The following is a 20833-nucleotide window of genomic DNA, read 5'->3' as shown; positions in this document are numbered from 1 at the left end:
CCGGCGCGGCCGTACCGGCCTACTCAACCGGCCCCACCGACGCGCGTCATCAGAGCCGACTCCACGGTCAACCCGGGCCCGAAAGCCATGGCGCAGACCCGCTCCCCCTCAGCGGCGGGTTCGGTGCCATCGGTGCCGTACAGCAGGTGCTTCAGCACGAACAGGACGGTGGCGCTGGACATGTTGCCGTAGTCCCGCAGGGTGTCCCGGGCCGGTGCGAGCTGGGCGTCAGTCAGTTCCAGCCGGGCCTGCACCTTGTCCAGGATGCTGCGCCCGCCGGGGTGGATGGCCCAGTGCTCCAGCTCCGCGTAGGGGCGTGCGGCCAGCTCGGGTTCGGCGGCCAGCAGGGGCTCGAGGGCGCCGGTGATGTGCTCGTCGATGATGTGCGGGACATAGGTGCCCAGGATCATCTCGAAGCCGTGATCGCCGATGTTCCACGCCATGGCCTCCTCCCCCACCGGCGTCAGCACCGTGGCGAAGCCGTCCAGCCGCAGGGCCGGCGTCCGGCTGGCGGCCGATCCCTCTCTCGCCTCCGCTGTCTCCCCCGTCACGATCGCGGCGCCCGCCCCGTCCGAGAACAGCGAGGCCCCCACGATGGTGTCCTGGTCGTTGGCCACGCGGACGTGCACGGTGCACAGCTCGGCACTGACCACCAGCACGACGGCGGCCGGGTCCGCCTCGCACAGCGCCGCGGCCTCGCGCAGGGCCGGGATGGCGGCGTAGCAGCCCATGAACCCCAGGTGGATGCGCTTGGTGGTGGCGGCCAGACCGAGGCGGCGGACCAGCTGGTAGTCGGGGCCCGGAGAGAAGAAGCCCGTGCAGGAGACGGTGATGACGTGGGTGACGTCCTCGGGGCCCACGTCGGGGCAGCCCTCGAGCGCACCCCGGGCAGCCCGCTCGTAGAGGTCGTTGGCGTGATCGGTGAAGACCGTGTTGCGGACCCCGGTGCTGGGGTTGAGGATGTGGCCGGTCTCGGGGTCGAAGAAGATTCCGGCACCGCCGCCGGTGCCGCGGCCTCCGTCCTGCCATTCCTCCACGACCGTGTGTCTACGCTCGATGCCCGAGGCGTTGAACGCCGCCGTGACCAACCGGGTGCCCAGCCGGCTCAACCCGGGCTGCGCGGCCAGCACGTCACGCACCTCCTCCTGATACAGCACGGTGGGTGGAACGGCGGTGTGCAGCGATCTGAGCAGGGCGGTCATGCCTCATTGTGTGGGGACGGGGCCGGTGGGGACAACCGTCAGAGACCGAAGTGGCGCGCCCGTTCCACGGCCTCCGCCGCATTGGAGGCGCCAAGCTTGGCGTACAGGCTGCGGATCTGGCCCTTGATGGTGTTCTCGGACCGGTAGGTTCTCCTCGCCATCTCCCGCCGGGACATGCCCGCCCGCAGGGACTGGAGCACCTCGCGTTCCCGCGGCGTCAGCACCGGTGCGGAAGGGACGGTGAGGGTGGGCGTGGGCAGCCGGGCCAGCCTGGCCGCTTCGGCCTCGTCGAGCATCTCCGCCGCCCGGAAGACCGGGGTCCACCCGAGCAGGTGAAAGGCCGCCAGGTCCTCGAGCTCGCCGCCGTGGCGATGGATGGTGGCCAGCCGTTGCACCACGAAGTCGTCCACAGTGTCCGGTGTGGCGCCGCTGAGGGCCAGCACGCCGATGATCGCGGCCTTGTTCCGGTGGCGCTGGCCCGTCCGCACCGGCAGGCGCAGGGCCCGCAGGGCGCCATCCGGATTGTCGTCCAGCAGGCACCGCAAGGCCTCCAGGTTCGCGAGTGACTGATGCTGATCCCACCCGGGCATCTCGGTGCGGTCCCCGGTGCCCATCCGGGCAGCGAGGAAGGCCTCCGCGAAGAGCCGTTCCGCCAGCGGTGATTGCGCGGCGGAGGGCCGTTCGCGGCGCCATTCGGTCACCCGCTGGGCCGCCTCGTCGCTGCGGGCGGCGTGGTTGGCCACCCGGGCCAGCAATGCGGCGTGGCTGGCCCAGAATTCGTCCGTGTCCGGTTCGGCGGGCAGCCGGTCCAGGACGGCCCGCGCGGCGGGCAGGTCCACCTCGGTCAACGCGATGTGGACGCGGGCGAGCTCAGCCGCGAAGCCGACCAGGGACCGGCCCCACTTCAGCCGGGCGAAGGGCTCGTCCACCTTCGCCAGCCACTCCCGGGCGGGGGCCGTGTTCCCCTGCTGAGCGCACAGGAGGGCCAGCTTGCCGGCGGCGTCTGCCAGCACGAAGTCCACGCCGCCGTGCTCGGCCCAGTGGTAGGCCGCCTCATAGGCGGCTTTGGCCTCCGGGAGCCGGTCCGCCAGGTGCAGGGAGATGCCGGCCTGCAGCTCCACCACCGCGGTCATCACGGGCCGGACCCGGCGGAAGCCCAGCGCCACGCCCAAGGCCTCCTGGAGCCGGACTACGGCCTCGGCAGACTCGTCGAAGAGCCCGGACTGGCGCAGGTGACTCGCCTCGATCATGCCCAGGGTCAGGGCCTGCTGGTCCGGCCTGCGGTACAGCTTGGCCGTGGTGGTACGGAGCTGACGGGCCACCGCATCCCTGGCGTGGTCCGGCGGGCCGGCTGAGGGTGAGAACCGGATGGTGTCCGCATTGGTGGCGGACAGCAGGCGGGAGAGGAGTCCGGTGGCGTCCATCCCGCCCAGGTCCACCCGGGGCACGTATTTGACCGCTGCTGCCAGGGCGGGTGCATTCTGCACATAGAGGTCCGGCCAGTACTCCAGCAACAGGTCCCACAGCCGCCTCCAGGCCCGGCCGCGGACCGCCAGTCCGACGGCTGCCTCGACCTCTCCGGCCGCGGACAACGCCTCCTCAGCGGCCCGGAGCAGCTCCGGAACCAGGCGCGGGTGGTCCTCCTCCATGGAATCGCGCAGGCAGTTGCGGACCAGCGGGGGCATGAACCATCCACTGGTGGTGTCCCGGACGATCAGTCCCAGGGCCTCGAGCTCCCGCATGCTGGGCATCGGCCCCAGCCCGCGCGGGTTGAAATACTCGATGACCTGTTCTGTCAATGCCGGCAGGTACGCGACCTGGCCGAAGCTGCCGTCCGCATCCCGCGGGTGAAGCCATTGCCGGAGGCCCGAGTACAGGGACCGTTCGGCCGCCTGGAAGCCCCGTGGATCGGCCATGAGGATGGTGGCCGGGACGAGCCAGCCGCCCGTGAGCCGGTGGATCCGCTGCGGCGTCAGTGGCAGCGGCGGAGGTGGGAGATCCTGCCGGTCACCCCCGGTGCCCGTGCTGGCCCTCGCCTGTGTCAGCAGCTGTGAGGCCAGAGCGCGGATCTCGGCCTCCGTCAGGAGCATGTCCCGGACCTTGACGGTCCGCACCGGGAAGGCGGCGGCCAGGTGACCCACCGGGGCCCCCGGGCCGGCGACGACGGCGACGCGGCCGGCGTCGTCCTCCTCCAGGAGCGCTCCCACCCGGCTGATGACCTCGTGGCCGTTCGTCCAGCGGGCCTGCTGCGGCTCCCAGCGGAGCACCCGGTCCGGGCGTTCCGCCCAGCCGTGGGCGAACCGTTGCGCCCCCGTACACGGGGGCGCATCGACCACCAGGATCCGCTCGCCGGAATGGGGCAGGGCCAGGAACCGGTCGAGGGCGGGGTGGGTCTGTGACGCGGAGTCGGCCAGGGATGGGAACGTCGAGGAGGGGTCTGGCATGCCGGGTCTCGAGTGCTCGTAGGTGCGGTGCTAAGGAAATCCAAGAGTCGCATATTCGAAAGGAATTGTCCCCTGATGACTGACTTTCATTTGCTCATAACGGTGTTTTCTATTCCGATCAGATGCCGTTCTGCCGTCGGTTTCCGAGCACCCGGACGTCTTGATGCGTGCCCTGAGGCGGCGGTGTTCCTCCCGGGGCTCAAGTTACGGAAGGGTAAGCTACCGACCAGACCGTGGCCGGGGTCACCGCGCACAGCGCCGTCGACTCAGCGCTGTCCCGTGGCACCACACGTCATCACTCCGCCACTCCACCATTCGAAGGGACATCCTCGTGAGAGAGACCCGATTCAGGACCGCCGTGAGGGCCCTCCTCGCGGCGTTCGCCACGTTGGGGGTGCTGCTGCTCGGCCTCGCCCCCGCAGCCACCGCCTCCGGGACGGACGGCCCGGCCACCACGCCGGTCACCGCCGCTGGGACCGAGGCCAGTGGTTCCGAGGCCGGCGGCACCGGCGAGACCTACGTCATCGGCACGGACACCACCTTCGCGCCCTTCGAGTTCCGCCAGGGCGGCGACCTGGTCGGCATCGACATCGACCTCATGGAGGCGATCGCCGAGGACCAGGGCTTCGAGGTCGAGTGGCGCTCGCTCGGCTTCAACGCCGCGCTGCAGGCCCTGGACTCCAACCAGGTGGACGGCGTGATCGCCGGCATGTCCATCACGGAGGAGCGCCAGGAGGTCTACGACTTCTCCGAGCCCTACTTCACGGGCACCGTGACCCTGGCGGTCAACGAGGGCGACGAGTCCGAGATCTCCGACTGGGAGGACCTGGCCGGCAAGCAGGTCGTGGTCAAGACCGGGTCCATCTCCGAGGAGGTGGCCAACGAGCGCCAGGACGAGATCGGCTTCGAGGTCACGGCCCTGGACCAGACCACCACCCTGGTCGAGTCCGTGAAGTCCGGCAACGCGGATGCCCTGATCGACGACTACCCGGTGATCGCCTACGGCGTGCAGCAGGGCTCCGGCCTCGTGACCGTCGGCGAGCAGGTGGAGGCCGGCGACTACGGCTTCGCCGTCAACCAGGGCCAGAACCCCGAGCTGCTGGAGAAGTTCAACACCGGGCTTCAGGAGCTGCGGGCCTCTGGGGAGTACGACGAGATCCTCAACGAGTACCTCGGCGCCGAGGACGATGGCGTGGACCCGAGCTCCTTCTGGGGCTTGATCGTCACCTCGCTGCCGTCCCTGCTCAACGGCCTGGGCAACACGCTGCTGGTCACGGGCATCTCCTTCGTGCTGGCCATGGTGCTGGGCCTGGCGTTCGGGTTCATGAAGATCGCCCGCAACCCCGTGCTGAGGGGCATCGCGGTCACGTTCATCAGCATCTTCCGCGGCACGCCCATCCTGGTCTGGGCGTTCTTCTTCTACTTCGGCCTGCCCCCGCTGATCGGGGTCCCCGTGAACATCTGGGTGGCCGGCGTGATGACGCTGACGTTCAACGGTGCGGCGTACATCGCGGAGATCGTCCGTGGCGCCGTGCAGTCCGTGGACCCGGGGCAGGCCGAGGCCTCCCGCTCCCTGGGGCTGGGCCACGGCAAGACCATGCAGCGCGTGGTGCTGCCGCAGGCGTTCAAGATGATGACGCCGTCCCTGATCAACCAGCTGGTCATCATGCTCAAGGACTCCTCGCTGCTGCTGGCCATCGGCTTCGCCGAGCTGCTCTACCAGGCCCAGCAGATCTACGCGGCGAACTTCCGCGTCACCGAGGTCCTGCTGATCGCCGCCCTGCTGTACTTCATCGCGATCACCGCCCTCACCCAGCTCGCCAACTACGTGGACAGGAAGGTCAACAGATGAGCACCGCGACCACAGACAACTCCGGCGGGCGCGTCGTCGGCGAGCGCGTGATGGTGGACGTGCAGGGCCTGGAGAAGTCCTTCGGGGACAACCACGTCCTGACCGGCATCACCGACCAGATCCGCGAGCGCGAGGTGGTGTGCGTGATCGGCCCCTCGGGCTCCGGCAAGTCCACCTTCCTGCGCTGCCTGAACCGGCTCGAGGAGGCGACGAGCGGCACCGTGCAGGTCGGCGACTACGACCTCACGGATCCCCAGGTGGACATCAACAAGGTCCGCCGGCACATCGGCATGGTCTTCCAGCAGTTCAACCTCTTCCCGCACATGACGGTGGCGGAGAACATCATGTTGGCCCCCGTGGAGCTCGGGAACCTGACCAAGCCGGAGGCGCGCAAGCGCGCCGAAGAACTGTTGGACCGCGTGGGTCTGGCGGACAAGGCGGACGCGCGGCCGGCGTCGTTGTCCGGGGGTCAGAAGCAGCGCGTGGCGATTGCCCGCTCGCTGGCGATGAGCCCCAAGATCATGCTGTTCGACGAGGCCACCTCCGCCCTGGACCCCGAGATGGTGGGCGAGGTGCTGCAGGTCATCCGCGACCTCGCCGCCGAGGGCATGACCATGGTGCTCGTGACGCACGAGATGGGCTTCGCCCGCGAGGTGGCGGACCGGGTGCTGTTCATGGACGGCGGGAAGATCGTGGAGTCCGGCACCCCGTCCGAGATCTTCGACCACCCGCAGCAGCCTCGACTACAGGAGTTCCTCTCCAAGGTCCTCTGACTCATCTGCCCGTACATGGCCGCCTGGGGCCGGAGGGCGGGGCGTAGGCTCGTCGGCGTGTCCCAGCCCGCCGCCCGTCCCGTCCCCACCGGCCCCTACCGGCGGATGCCGTTGCAGCCGGCCGGCTCCGTGCCGGTGGACTTCACCAGCGTGGGCATCGCCGAGTCCCTGGACACGGCCACCCGCTGGCCGGACCACTCGCACACGGTGCATGAACTGCTCTGGAACGACGCCGGCCCCTCCACCCTGCGCGCCGGACCGCGGACCTGGACGGTCACCCCGGCGATCGGGCTCTGGTTGCCTGCCGGGACCGTGCACTCCGCCGAGGCCCCGGCAGGCACCGTGTACCGGGCCACGTACTTCTCCCTCGAGGTGGCCGGGGAGGCGGCCCGCCCCCTGCCCACCGAACCGGTCTCCCTGCGGGTCACCGGACTGCTCCGGGAACTGCTGCTGCGGCTCGGCGAAGAGGGACTGAACGAGCACTCACGCCGGTTGACCGAGACCATGGTGCTGGACGTCCTGGCCCCGGCCCCGCACCAGTTCCTCGTCCACGAACCCACCGCCGGGCTCCTGCAGCCGATCGTGGCCGCCGTCCTGGCCGACCCCGCCGACGCCCGGACCCTCGGTGACTGGTCGCAGCAGCTCAAGGTCAGCGAGCGCACCATCACGCGGGCGTTCCGGGCGGAGACCGGCTTGGGCTTCGCCCGCTGGGTCGGCTCGGTACGGATCCAGCGGGCCACCACCCTGCTGGCGGACGGCGAACCGCTTGAGGACATCGCCGAGGCCATGGGCTACCGCAGTCCCAGCGCCTTCGGTGCGGCATTCCGCAAGCTGACGGGCACCACGCCGAGCTCGCTCCGGGGCTGAGCCTCCAAGCCAAGTTGTCCGAAATGCGACAGAACCCTGCGGTTCATCGCGATTGCTCATTAGCGCACGTCTGTCTACATTATTTAGGCAAGCCTTACCTGACAGTGGCCCGACTGTGGAGCCACCGTCTCTGTCTCAGCCAGCCTCAGCCAGCCTCAGTCCGTTTCATCAGAGTGGAGTCATCATCGTGCGCACCTCCCGTCCCGTCGCAGCCCGCCCCTTCGCCGCCTCGGTTGCCGCCGTCGGCCTCGTCCTCGCCCTGTCCGCCTGCGGATCCGGAACGGCGGACCCCGCTGCGGACTCCTCGGCCGCGGCCGGATCCTCCGCGGCCGGTTCCTCCGAGGGCGCAGAGTCCGGCCAGCAGTTCCCCATCGAGGTGGAGCACGCCTTCGGCACCACCACCATCGAGTCGAAGCCCGAGCGGGTGGCCACCGTGAACTGGGCCAACCACGAGGTGCCGCTGGCCCTGGGCGTGGTCCCCGTCGGCATGGCCGCCGCCAACTTCGGTGACGATGACGGCAACGGCGTGCTGCCCTGGGTCGAGGACGAACTCGCCGAGCTCGGCGCCGAGACCCCGGTGCTGTTCGACGAGACGGACAGCATCGACTTCGAGGCCGTCGCGGACACCGACCCGGACGTCATCCTGGCCGCCTACTCGGGCCTGACCCAGCAGGACTATGACACCCTGTCCGAGATCGCCCCCGTCGTCGCCTTCCCGGAGACCGCCTGGGGCACCGACTGGCGGGACATGATCCGCCTGAACTCGCAGGGCATGGGCATGGAGGCCGAGGGTGACGCGCTGATCGAGGATCTCGAGGGCCAGATCACGGAGACCGTCTCCGAGCACCCCGAGCTCGAGGGCACCTCCGCCATGTTCCTCACCCACGTGGACACCGCCGACCTGTCCACGGTGAACTTCTACACCGGCCATGACACGCGGACCATGTTCTTCGAGGACCTCGGCATGACCGTGGCCAAGTCCGTCCAGCAGGTCACCGATGAGACCGACCAGTTCTCCGGCACCGTCTCCGCCGAGCAGGTGGACCAGTTCGACGACGTCGAGGTGATCGTGACCTACGGCGATCAGTCCCTGGTGGACACCCTCGAGGCGGACCCGCTGCTGTCCCAGATGCCGGCCGTCGAGAACGGGGCCATCGTGGCCCTGGACGGAACGGGCCCGCTCGGCACTGCCTCCAACCCGACGCCGCTGGCCCTGCCCTACGTCCTCGAGGACTACGCGGACCTGCTGGCCGAGGCCGCCGCGAAGTCCGAGTGACCCTGTCCGCGTGACCCTCACCGCCACCTCCACCGCGACCCGGCCGTCCCGACGCCGGCCCGGCACCGACGCGCCCCGCTCACCGGCGTTGCCCACGCGCACCGCATGGCGTCGCCGCCTGGCCTGGCTCGGGGCCGGGCTCGTGGTGCTGGTCCTGCTCTGCGCGGCCTCCGTCGCCATCGGCTCCCGCACCGTGGACATGCCCGCGATCGTCGAGGCGCTCGGCTCGCTCGGCGAGCCGGTCGAGGGGCTGGACCAGGCCGCCGTCGTGAAACGCATCCCACGCACCGTGCTGGCCCTGGTGGTGGGTGCCGCGCTGGGCGTCGCCGGCGCCGTGATGCAGGGCGTGACGCGCAATCCGTTGGCCGATCCGGGCATCCTCGGCATCAACATGGGCGCCTCGCTGGCCGTGGTGGTCGGCATGGCGTGGTTCGGGATGTTCGCCGCGCACCATATGATCTGGATGGCCATCCTCGGCGCCGCCTTGACCGCCGTGCTGGTCTACGCGATCGCCTCGGCGGGCCGCAGCGGGGCCTCCCCGCTCAAGCTGGCCCTCGCCGGGGCGGCCCTGACCGCGGTGGCCACCTCTTTCATCACCGCCGTGGCCATGCCCCGCGGGGACATCTCCGCGAACATCCGGTCCTGGCAGATCGGCGGGGTCGGCGGAGCGGCCTGGGACGCGATCGGCCTCGTGGCCCCGTTCCTGGCGGTCGGGATGCTGCTGGCGCTGGCGAGCGCCCGCAGCCTGAACTCCCTGGCCCTGGGCGACGACCTCGCCGCCGGCCTGGGCGAACGCGTCATGCTCGCCCGCGGGCTGGCCGCCCTCTCCTCCGTGCTGCTGGCCGGCGCCGCCACCGCCGTGGCCGGGCCCATCGGCTTCGTCGGCCTCGTGGTACCGCACGCCTGCCGCCTGCTCGCCGGCCCGGATCACCGCTGGCTGTTGTCCTACTCCGCCGTCGCCGGCGCGGGCCTGCTGCTCGCCTCGGACGTGCTCGGCCGCATCATCGCCCGCCCCTCCGAGATCGACGTCGGCATCCTCACCGCCCTGATCGGCGCGCCGTTCTTCATCCACATCGTCCGCCAGCGGAAGGTCCGCGAACTGTGACCGCGACCCTCACCCCCACCGCATCCACCGGCTCACCCACTGGCTCCCCCGCCGGCACCCTCGCGAAGGTGACGGGCGCGCGGCTGGGGCGGCGCCGGCGTCGTGCGCTGGTGATCGGCATCCTGTCCGTGCTCGTGGTGGCGGTCTTCGCCGCGTCCCTGATGGTCGGGCGGACCTTCTACGGGCCCGCCGAGGTGCTCGGCGTGGTGTTCGGCCAGGACGTGGACGGGGCCACCTTCACCGTGGGCACGCTGCGGCTGCCGCGCGCGGTCCTCGCCGTGGTGGCCGGCGCCTGCTTCGGACTGGGCGGCGTGACGTTCCAGACCATGCTGCGCAACCCGCTGGCCAGCCCGGACATCATCGGCATCTCCTCGGGCGCCTCGGCCGCGGCGGCGTTCGCGATCATCGTGCTCGGGATCGACGGTCCGGCCCGCTCCGCGTTCGCCATCGTGGCGGGACTGGGCGTGGCCCTGCTGATCTACCTGCTGTCCTCGAAGGGCGGGGTGGCCGGCACCCGGCTGATCCTGGTGGGCATCGGGATCGCGGCGATCCTCACCTCCCTCACCAACTACCTGCTCTCCCGCGCCGGATCCTGGGACCTGCAGGAGGCGCTGCGGTGGCTGACGGGCTCGCTCAACGGGGTGGGCTGGGAGCAGGTGCTGCCCACGTTGGTGGCCCTGCTGGTCCTCGCCCCCGTGCTGCTGGGCCAGTCCGCGAACCTGGAGTCCCTCACCCTGGGCGATGACACCGCGGCCGGGCTCGGCGTCCGGGTCAACCGCACGCGCCTGGTGGCGGTGATCGCCGCCGTGGGCCTCGTGGCCTTCGCGACGGCGGCCTGCGGTCCGATCGCGTTCGTCGCCTTCCTGTCCGGTCCCATCGCGGCCCGGCTGCTCGGCCCGAATGGCTCCCTCCTGGTGCCCTCCGCCCTGGTGGGGACGCTGCTGGTGCTCGTGGCCGACTTGGTGGGCCAGTTCGCCATCGGCACCCGCTACCCCGTGGGCGTGGTGACCGGCGTGCTTGGAGCGCCCTTCCTGCTGTACCTGATCGTCCGCCAACACCGCATCGGAGCCACCTCATGACCACCCACCTGAACCTCACGGCCAGCACCCACGAACTGCGGGCCGAGGGGTTGGCCGTCGGCTACGGCGAGCGGCATGTGCTCTCCGGCCTCGACCTGGAGATCGAGCCGGGCACCGTGACCTCGATCGTGGGGGCCAACGCCTCCGGCAAGTCCACGCTGTTGCGGACCCTGTCCCGGCTGCTCTCCCCTGCCGGCGGCCAGGTGCTGCTGGACGGCCGCTCGGTCCACTCGATGCCCTCGAAGGAACTGGCCCGGGTGCTCGGCCTGCTGCCCCAGTCCCCGGTCTCCCCGGACGGGATCACGGTGGCGGACCTGGTGGGCCGCGGCCGGCACCCGCACCAGCGGATGTTCCGCGCCTGGAGTGCTGCTGACGACGCCGCTGTGGCCCACGCCCTCGACGCCACCGCCACCGCGGACCTGGCCGACCGGCCCGTGGACGAGCTCTCCGGCGGCCAGCGCCAACGGGTGTGGATCGCCATGGTGCTGGCCCAGCAGACGGACCTGCTGCTGCTCGACGAGCCCACCACCTTCCTCGACGTCAGCCACCAGATCGAGGTGCTGGACCTGCTCGCGGACCTCAACCGGGACCGCGGCACCACCATCGTCATGGTGCTGCACGACCTCAACCTCGCCGCCCGCTACTCGGACCGGCTCGTGGCATTGGAAGGCGGCAGGGTCTACGCGGCCGGGCCGGCCTCCGCGGTCCTCACCGAGCAGTGCGTGCAGGACGTGTTCGGGCTGCGCAGCCGGATCATCGACGACCCGGTGTCCGGCGGTCCCCTGGTGGTCCCGGTGGGCCGGCACCACGTTGCTGCCGGCTGACGGACCTGACACGGGGTACCGTGGACTGTTGCCCGTCCGGCACCTGTTGCTGTCCCCAGCGTGCTATCCCCAGCCGAAAAGTCCTCATGTCCCTGCCCCACGCGTACCCCGGTGCCCGTCCGACCTCCCGTCCCCGAGCCCAGTGGGTGGACACCGCCAAGGGGATCTCGATCCTGCTGGTGGTCCTGCTGCACACCAGCCTGTGGCTGCGCCAGGCGGACATGGACCGGATCCCCGCCTTCAGCACCCTGAACACCGCGTTCGAGGACCTGCGTATGCCGCTGTTCTTCGCCATGTCCGGGTTGTTCGCCGCGAAGTGGCTGGCCGCGGGGTGGGGCGACTTCCTCCGCACCAAGGCCTCGCTGCTGGTCTGGGTGTTCCTGCTGTGGCAGATCCCCGTGATCGCCTACCGGATCATCGGTGGGCACCTGCTGCCGGGCATGGTGCACACGGACCTGGGGACGCAACTGGAGACCTGGGCGTGGTCACCGCTGCGGGCCAACGCCGAACTGTGGTTCCTGTGGGCCCTGGTGCTGTTCCTCCTCGCCGGGCGTCTGTTGCAGAAGGTCCCCACCGGGTGGGTGGTCGGCTCGGCCGCGGCGCTGTCCGTGGTGTGGTCCGGGCTGGTCTGGCCGGGTGCCACCGGGCTGGAGGGCGGCGAACTGCGGCACCTGGTGGGCACCGGACTCTATGAGGCCCCGGCCTATTTCCTCTTCTTCATCGCCGCCGCGCGCGGCAGCTCCCGAGTGCGCGACGGCGTCGCCCGGGTCCCCCAGACCGTGTGGGCCGCCGTCGCGGTCGGCTGGCTCGTGACCTTCGCCTGGCTCGGGGCCTTCGAGGACCAGCGGGACCAGCCGGGCGTCGTGTTCCTGTGCCAGGTCTGCGGGGTGATCGGCGGGATCGCCCTCGCGGTGTCCCTGCAGCGGATTCGCCCGGCGGCCCGCGCGCTGGCATTCCTGGGCCGGCACACGCTGGAGGTGTACCTCTCCCACACCACGATCGTGGTGGCCCTGGCCTCCGTGCTGTATCTGACCGGTTCACCCCTGCTCGCGGCCCCCTGGGCGGCGTGGACGGTGGTGGCCGTGGCCCTCGCCGCGATCGCCCTAGGGCTGCTGCTGGGCCGGGCGGCCCGGAGCACCTGGCTGCTGGAGCCGCCGGCGGTCCTGTGGCGACTGTCGGGCTCGCTGTGCCGAACCCCTGACTCCCCGGCCGCCCCGGCCACGTCAGCATCGTCGCACTCCCCGGCCACATCGGCGGCCTCCCCACACTCCCCCGTCTCGCCAGTCGATACCGGTTCTCCCTCGCCTCGGACCACCACAGCTCGGCGTTGACCACAGCACGTCGGTAGTACGGCAGTGACCGCCACCCACCGGTGGTTCACGTCCGGAGTGCTCGCTACAGTGGGCGGCACGTGATCGACGACAGGAGACGAGCATGACTCCAGCACCCGAGACGAACACCGACCGCTTTCCCGAGCACATCCCCGCCCAGCAACAGCAGCCGCCGGGCGTGCAGTCGCAGATGACTCCGCTGCCGGATTGCGGCGAGACCAGCTACCGGGGTTCCGGCAAGCTGGAGGGCCGGGCCGCCATCATCACCGGCGGGGACAGCGGAATCGGCCGGGCCGTGGCCATCGCCTTCGCCCGCGAGGGTGCGGACGTGCTGATCGCCTACCTCAATGAGGACGAGGACGCGCAGGACACCGCGCGGTACGTCGAGGAGGCCGGACGCCGCGCCGTGCTGGTCCCCGGCGACCTCTCGGATCCAGCCCACTGCCGCAGTGTGGTGCAGAGGGCCGTCGACGAGTTCGGCCGGCTGGACGTGCTGGTGGCCAACGCCGCGTTCCAGATGAGCCACGAGAACCTCGAGGACATCTCGGACGAGGAGTTCGACCACACGTTCCGGCTCAACGTGGGCCACTACTTCTACCTGGCCAAGGCCGCGCTGCCGCACCTGAAGCCCGGGGCCTCCATCATCGGCACCTCCTCGGTGAATGCGGACTCCCCCAGCCCGACCCTCGCTCCCTATGCGGCGACCAAGTCGGCCATCGCCAACTTCTCCGCGTCCCTGGCGCAGCTGCTCGGCCCGAAGGGCATCCGGGTGAACTCGGTGGCCCCCGGCCCGATCTGGACTCCGCTGATCCCGTCCACCCTGCCGGAGGACCAGGTCAAGGACTTCGGCCAGCAGGTGCCGCTCGGCCGCACGGGCCAGCCCGCCGAACTCGCCCCGGTCTACGTGATGCTGGCCAGCGACGACGGCAGCTACGTCTCCGGGGCGCGGGTGGCCGTCACGGGCGGCTCGCCGATGCTGTGAGCGGGGAAGCTGTGAACGGGGCGGCTGTGAGCGGGCGCATGACACTGGAGGACCGCCGCGACGGCTATGTGGACCTGCGCTCCTATGCCGCGATCGGCAACGGCCGGACCGTGGCCCTGGTGGCGCATGACGGCTCCGTGGACTGGTTCCCCGTGCCGGACCTGGACTCCGCCCCGGTGTTCGCCCGACTGCTGGACGCGGACCACGGCGGCTGCATCGAGTTGGCTCCGGACGAGGAGGCCCTGAGCGCCGCGGGCGTGGAGGTGGCTGCCGATCTCGGGGTCCACCGCGAGTACATCCCCGGGACGAACGTGCTGCGCACCACGTACAGCACCCCGGTGGGCACCGTGCGGGTCACCGATTCCGTGAACATGGGCTCCACCGGCGCCCTGCCCTGGACGGAGCTCGCACGCTGCGTGGAGGGCCTCGACGGCCAGGTGCCGATGCGGTGGCGCGTGGTCCCGGGGACCATGCTGAACACCGCCTCCCCGTGGGTGCAGCAGACGGACCAGGGCCCGGTCATCCGCGTCGGCGAGGTCTCCCTCGCCGTGCGCGGCGAGGACATCGGAGCGCACGACGCCGGCCCCCAGACCCTCTCCGGCCGGTTCACCTCCGGCGAGGGGACCGAACACCTGCTGGCCGTCGTCGGGACCGCGGCGGAGCCGCTGCGCCTGCCCGAGCCGCACGCGATCCGGCGCAACGTGGACCTGAGCGTGGACCTGTGGCGGCGCTGGACCGACCTGCTGGAGTACGACGGTCCCTACGAGGACGAGGTGCGCCGCAGCGCTCTGGTGCTGAAGCTGCTCGGCCACAGCCCGTCCGGGTCCATCGCGGCGGCCGCCACCACCTCCCTGCCGGAGAACCGCGAGGGCACCAAGAACTACGACTACCGCTTCGCCTGGATCCGTGACGCCACCTACTCGCTGCACGCCCTCCTGCGGCTGGATGAGCAGGAGGACGTGCACGCCGCCGTCTCCTGGCTGTTGCGGCTGGCGCGGGAGCAGCAGCCCCGGCTGCACGTGCTGAACCGGCTCAACGGGCACGTCCCGGAGGCCGGCACCACGGAACTGGAGGTGCCCGGCTGGCGCGGCATCGGCCCCGTGGTGTCCGGCAATGACGCCGCCGACCAGTTACAGCTCGGCGTCTACGGGGACATCTTCGACATGGCGACCCTGTACGTGGGCGGCGGCAACGTGCTGGACGCCGAAACGGCCCGGATGCTGTCCGGACTGGCGGACGCCGTGTGCGACCTCTGGATCCGGCCCGATGCCGGCATGTGGGAACTGCCCGAGCACCGGCACTACACCAGCTCGAAGATGGGCTGCTGGGTGGCGCTGGACCGGGCCATCACCCTGGCCGACGGCGGGCATCTGCCGGGCACGGACGACCGGTGGCGGGATGAGCGGGACCGGATCCGGGCGTGGATCGACGAGCACGGCTGGTCCGAGGAGCGCGGCGCCTATGTCATGTACCGCGGGAGCGAGGAACTGGACGTCTCCGTGCTGCTGCACACGATCAGCGGGTTCGACACCGGCCCGCGGATGTCCTCCACCATCGATGCCCTGCGCGAGGAACTGGGCCGCGGACCCCTGCTGTTCCGGTACAGCGGGATGGACGCGGAGGAGGGGACCTTCACGGCGTGCGGCTTCTGGTGCGCGGCCGCCCTCGCCCTGGTCGGGCGGCGGGCCGAGGCCCGGGAGCAGATGGACGCAATGCTGGCCCTGGCCAACGACGTCGGCCTGTACACCGAGATGATCGATCCTGCGGATGACTCGTTCCTGGGCAACATGCCGCAGGCCTTGAGCCATCTGGCCCTGCTGGTGGCCGCGCTGACGCTGAACGGTCAGTGAGGGAACGGACGGTGAAGTAACGGGCGGTGCGGCAACGGGCCATGCGGGCCGGCCGCCGGGGCGCTCATTGCATCACGTCGTTGCGTCCCACCGTTGCATCACGTCGTTGCACAATACGGCATGATTCCGTAGATTAATTAGGCGTGCCTAACCTACTATCGTCAGGCACGCGGAGGCCCCCGCCTCGTTCCCTACGGAAAGCAGACCATGACCGCGACCGCGACCCAGACGTACCCCTCGACCCGCGCCTACCAGACCCGGGTGACGCGGATCAACCGGCTCGGCGAGCACTTCGTCCGGTTCACCTTCGCCGACGACGACTTGCAGTTCTTCGGCACCGGCGGCCTCGATCAGCGCATCAAGCTCATGCTGCCCCGTGCGGACGGCACCCTGCCGGACGTGGGTCTGTTCTCCGACCCCGCCCCCGCGATGATGGAGTGGTACACCCGCTGGCGTGAGCTGCCGGACGCCGAACGCAACGCGATGCGCACCTACACCGTCCGCGCGGTTCGCCCGGAAGTCCGCGAGATCGACGTGGACTTCGTGCTGCACGGCACCGCGGGGCCAGCGTCCGCCTGGGCGCTGGGGGCCGCCGTCGGGGACGAGATGGTGATCCTCGGGCCGGATGAGCGCTCCGAGACGCGCGGCCGTGGCCGCAGCGGGGGCATCGAGTGGGACCCGGGCTCGGCACGCACGGTGCTGCTGGTGGGCGACGAGACCGCCGCCCCCGCGATCTGCGCCATCCTGGAAACCCTCGACGAGAGCTTCAGTGGGCACGTGTTCATCGAGGTACCGGACGCCGGGGATGTCCTGCCCGTCTCCACGCCGGCCGGGGTGCAGCTGAACTGGCTGGTCCGCGGTGACCGTCCGCACGGCGAGGTCTTGACCGAGGCTGTACAGGCCTGGGGCCGCGAGTTCGGCGCGGAGGTGGCCGGCGCCGCGGCTACGGGCCTGGGCGCCGCTGGGACCGGAACCGACAGCGCTGCTGGCGCGGCCGGCGTCGTGGGCGAGACCGATGTGGAGGCGGCCGAGTCGGAGGCGACCCTGTGGGAGGTCCCGCCGGAGAGCCCCCATGGCCACTGGTACGCGTGGCTGGCCGGCGAGGCCGGCACGATCACCGGGTTGCGCCGCCATCTGGTCAAGGGCCTGGGCATCGACCGGAAGTGCGTCTCCTTCATGGGCTACTGGAAGATCGGCCGCGCCGAGGGCTCCTGACGTCCTCTCGTTTTCAGCCGCCGAACCAGGCGCGGGACAGCTCTGCGTAGTGCCCGCCGGCCGCCCGCAACTCCTCGTGGGTCCCGGTCTCCACGATCCGCCCGGCTGACATCACCAGGATCCGGTCTGCGGCCACGGCCTGGCTGAGCCGGTGCGCCACCACCAGCCCGCTACGGCCTTCCAGTACCCGGACCGCGGCGATGTCCAGCCGGCGGGCTCCGGCCGAGCTGGCCTCCGCCGTGGCCTCGTCTAGCACCACCAGCTGCGGGTCGGCGAGCGCCACCCGGGCCAGGGCGAGCATCTGCAGCTGCATGGGATCCAGCCGGTAGCCGCCCTCCCCGACCTCGGTGTCCAGGCCCTGCGGTAGGTGCGCCACCCAGCCGGCCCCCACGGACTCGAGGGCCGCCTCCAGTGTTGTTCGATCAGCCTCCGGCCGGGCCACCCTCAAATTCTCGGCCACCGTGGTGGCGAAGCCGTGCACCTCCTGGAAGACCATGGTGATGTGCTCGCGCAGGCTGCCCGGATCGGCCTCGACCAGCTCAACCCCACCCAGTCGCGCCGTCCCGGACGTCGGTGCCACCAGTCCCGCTGCGATCTGCGCCAGCGTGGACTTGCCCGCCCCGGTGGTCCCGACGACGGCCACCACCTCCCCCGGCCCAATCGTCAGGTGGACGTCGTGCAGGGCGGGGGTGCCGTCGTCGTAGGTGTGGGAGACGTCGGCCAGTTCCAGCGTGCCGCCGTGCAGCCGCGCGGTGCGCTCGGGTACCGGCAGGGAGACGACGCCGGCCATCCGGGCCAGTGAGGCGCCGGCGGACTGGACCTGGTCGAACATGCCGACGAGTGCCCCGATCGGGTTGAACAGCCGGTGGAACAGCAGGGCCGCCGTGGTCACGGCGCCGGCGGTGATGTATCCGGCGGAGACGAGCAGGAACCCGGCACCCAGGATGGCCCCGAGCACCACGGCCTCGGCCCGGTTGTTCCGGCTGAACGCGCGGGTGAGGAAGCCGAACACCCCGATGGAGAGGTCGCGGGCCTGAGCAGAGGCGGCGTGGATGCGCTCGAGTTCCGGGCCCTGGGCGTCGTAGGCGCGCAGGGTCCGGGCGCCGGTGATCCCGCCCAGCAGCCGGGAGGCGCGGGTGCCGAAAGCGGCCCGTTCCTCCCGGTAGATCGGCCCGGAACGGGGCAGATACCAGCGCAGGGTGGTCCAGTACATCGGGATGGCCAGCAGTCCCACGAGCCCGAGCCTCCAGTCGACGGCGGCCAGGCCCGCGGCCGAGACCACGACCGTGAACAGCGACTGCACCACCAGCGGCACCACCGTGGTGGCCGCCTGGCTGACCTCACGGGCGTCCTCGGCCACCCGGGACACCAGATCGCCGGTCTCGGTGCCGTCCAGCCGCGAGGAGCCGATCCGCAGGGCCCGGTCCATCACGGCCTCGCGCAGCCCCGCCACCGTGGGCTCGGCGGCACGGGCCAGCCAGGCCTGGCCGGCCCAGGCGCAGGCGGCGGCGATGAGGCCCGCTCCAGCCACGGCGGCCGCGGCCCACCACACGGCAGCGGCGGGGGCGTTGGCACCAGGGCCACCGGCAGTACCTGCAGCCGCGTCAGCGTCAGCAGCAGCCGGGGTCTGCTCGGCTCCGCCGACTCCGGCGGCCAGCAGGACGTCCACGAGCCAGCCGATCATCCACGGTGCCACCAGGCCGGCGACGGCGGCCAGCAGGCCCGCGATCCCCACCAGCCACACGAACGAGCGTTGGCCGCGGGTGTTCCGCCAGAGCAGGCGGAAGGATTCTCTCGGCCGAGCCAGGGGAAGGGCCAACGGCTGGGCGGTGTCCACACTCTGAACAGTCATCGGGCCACCGCCATCCGGTAGTCATCCGAGGTCTCCAGCAGGGAGTGATGCGTTCCGGTGGAGGTGGCGCCGTCCCTGTGCACGTGCACCACGGTGTCCGCGACGGTGAGGAAGGCCGGCGATGAGGTCACCACCACGGTGGTGCGTGGGCCTGTGAACGGGCCGGTGCGTGTGCCGGTGCGTGGGCCGGGGCGTGTGGTGGCGGATCCGGAGCCGTTCTCAGCGCGATTCCCGGCGGCGGCCTCGGAGCGCAGCGACTTCACGGCCTGGGCGATCTGGAACTCGGTGACGGCATCCACCGCGCTGGTCGGCTCGTGCAGGATGAGCACCTCCGGATCGGCGTGCAGAGCGCGGGCGAGGGCCAAGCGCTGACGCTGGCCGCCGGAGAGGTTGCGGCCGCCCTCGTCCACCCGGTGCTCCAGTCCGTCCGCGAAATGGCCGATGATCTCGGTGACGCCCGCGGCCGCCAGCACCGCCGGATCGATCTGGGAGCCCCCACGGTCCGGGAGCTCGATGGCGACCCGGGCACGGTGTGTGGCCTGGGCACGGTGTGTGGCTGCGTGTGAGCGGCCCGACCCCTCGTCGTGGTGCAGGATGATGTTCGAACGCACGGTGCCGGCGAACAGGTCCACCCGGTGCGGCGCCACCACCAGGTGGTCGGCCAGCCGTGGCACCAGGCGACTGCGCGGATGCCCACCGATCAGCACCGTTCCGGCTTGGTCCCCCAGACCATCCACGGCCTGCAGGATGGTCTCGGCCTGGGCCGGATCGTCCACCACCAGTCCCAGGAAGCGGCCCGGCGGCACCTCCAGGTTCAGCTGAGATGACAGATTTGGCCGGGATGACAGGTCGAGCCGGGCTGACCGATCCAGCCGGAGCGCACCACCGCGCTGGACACCTTCCTTCACCGGAACCTGTCCATCGCGCTCGGCCGGGGAGCCGGCGTCGTGCTCGGGAGGCGTGACCAGCGCCAGACCGGTGATGCGCAGTCCCGCCGTCTCCGGGACCTCGTCACCGGTGTCTTCGGCCGGAACCGCGGTGAGGAAGTCCGCGATCCGCCGGGCCGCGCCGTGAGAGCGGGCGAACGCACCGATCATGTCCGTGATGGTGCGCACCGGCTCCTGGAAGAACACCGCGACCCCGACCACCGAGACCAGGGCGCCGATCGCCAGGTCCCCGGACAGCACGCGCTGGCCGGCCACCACCAGTACCAGGGCCAGCACCAGGGCAGTGCCGAGGGCGCCGATCGCCTCCAGCCGCCCGCTGCGCTCAGCCGTCACGACGCCGGCCCGACCGGCCCGCTGCGACGCCTCCCGGTAGTGCGCGCTCGCCCAGCGCTCACCGCCTCCGGCGCTGAGGACCCGCAACCCAGCCAGGATGTCACCGGCCCGGCGGCTGGCCAGGCCGATCGCCTCCTGCTGCGCGGTGGAGTGCCGTGAGATGGAGCGGGAGGCCAGGGCCACGAGCAGCAGGCTGAGCGGCACGCCCACCAGCACCACGAGGCCGACCATCACGTCCGTGGCCAGCAGGTACACCGAGACCGCCACGAGGCCGATGATCGCGGAGCCGCCGCCGGCGATCTGCCGGAACACCTGGGCGGTGACGTCCGCGTCCGCCGAGGACAGGGACAGGATCTCGCCGGCGTTGGACCGGGCTGCCACGGCCCCGGAGGCGAGCGGCACCTCGGCGACCTCCACCCGCAGCGCGTGGGCCTCGTGATGCAGCGCGGTGTTGGCGAGCCGGGCGCCGAAGCGGTAGCCCAGGGAGAGCACGGTGAACAGCGCCGCGATCCCGAGCAGGGACAGGAGCATCGCCCGCCCGTCCAGAGGGACAATCGCCACGTCCACGATGATCCCGATGGCGATCGGCACGAAGGCCTCGCACACCTGCCACAGCGTCATCAGAGTCAGGCTCCCCGCCACCCGTCCCCGACGACGGCGGATCGCGCGCCACAGCAGTCGGCCGGCGGTGGCGGGTGGTTTGGTGGCGGGCGGTTTGGTGCCGGGCGGCCGGGTGGTGAGTACAGCCTGAGGAGCCTGAGAAGCCTGCGGATCAGGCGATGTCGACATGCTCGGACTCCTTGGGGGTGATGGCCAATCTGTCCATTGTCGTATGGAGTCGCCCGGGCGGTGACATCGGTGGATTCAGCCGTCACCGGTGCGCGCGCGGGCCGGCAGGGAT

General features: G+C 71.1%; 15 protein-coding genes. 11 read left to right on the top strand and 4 right to left on the bottom strand.

Translation table 11 applies throughout. The features are described 5' to 3' along the window. Nucleotides 1-23: 23 nt before the first annotated feature. Together IEX49_RS10420 and IEX49_RS10415 are read right to left on the bottom strand one after the other, a co-directional pair. A complete protein-coding gene (locus IEX49_RS10420) occupies nucleotides 24-1202 on the bottom strand; it encodes a type III polyketide synthase (protein ID WP_188806080.1) in 1179 nt (392 codons plus the stop codon). Nucleotides 1203-1240: 38 nt separating this feature from the next. Next, complete coding sequence (locus IEX49_RS10415) at nucleotides 1241-3646, bottom strand: helix-turn-helix transcriptional regulator (protein ID WP_188806079.1); 2406 nt, start codon at nucleotides 3644-3646, stop codon at nucleotides 1241-1243. A gap of 331 nt (nucleotides 3647-3977) precedes the next feature. Between IEX49_RS10415 and IEX49_RS10410 the strand changes: the two genes are divergently transcribed. The 11 genes from IEX49_RS10410 to IEX49_RS10360 all read left to right on the top strand — a co-directional run bounded on the left by IEX49_RS10410 (nucleotide 3978) and on the right by IEX49_RS10360 (nucleotide 16800). After that, nucleotides 3978-5498, top strand: a complete 1521-nt coding sequence (locus IEX49_RS10410; protein WP_229672527.1) for an amino acid ABC transporter substrate-binding protein/permease — start codon at nucleotides 3978-3980, stop codon at nucleotides 5496-5498. Then, a complete protein-coding gene (locus IEX49_RS10405; protein WP_308421930.1) occupies nucleotides 5495-6271 on the top strand; it encodes an amino acid ABC transporter ATP-binding protein in 777 nt (258 codons plus the stop codon). Before IEX49_RS10410 ends, IEX49_RS10405 begins: the two co-directional genes overlap by 4 nt. 57 nt (nucleotides 6272-6328) lie before the next feature. After that, nucleotides 6329-7138, top strand: a complete 810-nt coding sequence (locus tag IEX49_RS10400) for a helix-turn-helix transcriptional regulator (RefSeq protein ID WP_229672526.1) — start codon at nucleotides 6329-6331, stop codon at nucleotides 7136-7138. A gap of 187 nt (nucleotides 7139-7325) precedes the next feature. Continuing rightward, nucleotides 7326-8414, top strand: coding sequence for an iron-siderophore ABC transporter substrate-binding protein (locus IEX49_RS10395; RefSeq protein WP_188806077.1), 1089 nt, complete (start codon nucleotides 7326-7328; stop codon nucleotides 8412-8414). 10 nt (nucleotides 8415-8424) lie between these two features. Continuing rightward, entirely contained in the window at nucleotides 8425-9519 is a 1095-nt protein-coding gene (locus tag IEX49_RS10390; protein ID WP_373286717.1) for a FecCD family ABC transporter permease, read from the top strand. Next, on the top strand, nucleotides 9516-10598 hold the full coding sequence (locus IEX49_RS10385; RefSeq protein ID WP_188806076.1) for a FecCD family ABC transporter permease: 1083 nt from the start codon (nucleotides 9516-9518) through the stop codon (nucleotides 10596-10598). The genes IEX49_RS10390 and IEX49_RS10385 overlap by 4 nt, the downstream gene beginning before the upstream one ends. After that, nucleotides 10595-11422 carry an ABC transporter ATP-binding protein gene (locus tag IEX49_RS10380; RefSeq protein WP_188806075.1) on the top strand — a complete coding sequence of 276 codons (828 nt, stop codon included), beginning with the start codon at nucleotides 10595-10597 and terminating at the stop codon, nucleotides 11420-11422. Before IEX49_RS10385 ends, IEX49_RS10380 begins: the two co-directional genes overlap by 4 nt. Nucleotides 11423-11508: 86 nt before the next feature. Continuing rightward, nucleotides 11509-12753, top strand: coding sequence for an acyltransferase family protein (locus tag IEX49_RS10375; RefSeq protein WP_188806074.1), 1245 nt, complete (start codon nucleotides 11509-11511; stop codon nucleotides 12751-12753). Between the two features lie 103 nt (nucleotides 12754-12856). Further along, the gene (locus IEX49_RS10370; protein ID WP_188806073.1) at nucleotides 12857-13735 is read left to right on the top strand and encodes an SDR family oxidoreductase; all 879 of its coding nucleotides are present in this window, start codon (nucleotides 12857-12859) and stop codon (nucleotides 13733-13735) included. Nucleotides 13736-13773: 38 nt separating this feature from the next. After that, a complete protein-coding gene (locus tag IEX49_RS10365) occupies nucleotides 13774-15585 on the top strand; it encodes a glycoside hydrolase family 15 protein (protein ID WP_188806072.1) in 1812 nt (603 codons plus the stop codon). A 207-nt stretch (nucleotides 15586-15792) separates the two neighbouring features. Then, a complete protein-coding gene (locus IEX49_RS10360; RefSeq protein ID WP_188806071.1) occupies nucleotides 15793-16800 on the top strand; it encodes a siderophore-interacting protein in 1008 nt (335 codons plus the stop codon). 13 nt (nucleotides 16801-16813) lie between these two features. Here the strand turns inward: IEX49_RS10360 and IEX49_RS10355 are convergent, their stop codons facing one another. Then, complete coding sequence (locus tag IEX49_RS10355) at nucleotides 16814-18652, bottom strand: ABC transporter ATP-binding protein (protein WP_188806070.1); 1839 nt, start codon at nucleotides 18650-18652, stop codon at nucleotides 16814-16816. Further along, entirely contained in the window at nucleotides 18649-20553 is a 1905-nt protein-coding gene (locus IEX49_RS10350; protein WP_188806069.1) for an ABC transporter transmembrane domain-containing protein, read from the bottom strand. The genes IEX49_RS10355 and IEX49_RS10350 overlap by 4 nt, the downstream gene beginning before the upstream one ends. Nucleotides 20554-20833: the final 280 nt, after the last annotated feature.

It is taken from the genome of Citricoccus zhacaiensis (genome assembly GCF_014645315.1).
In the GTDB taxonomy this organism is placed as follows: domain Bacteria; phylum Actinomycetota; class Actinomycetes; order Actinomycetales; family Micrococcaceae; genus Citricoccus; species Citricoccus zhacaiensis.
This window is presented reverse-complemented; position numbering and strand designations above follow the sequence as displayed.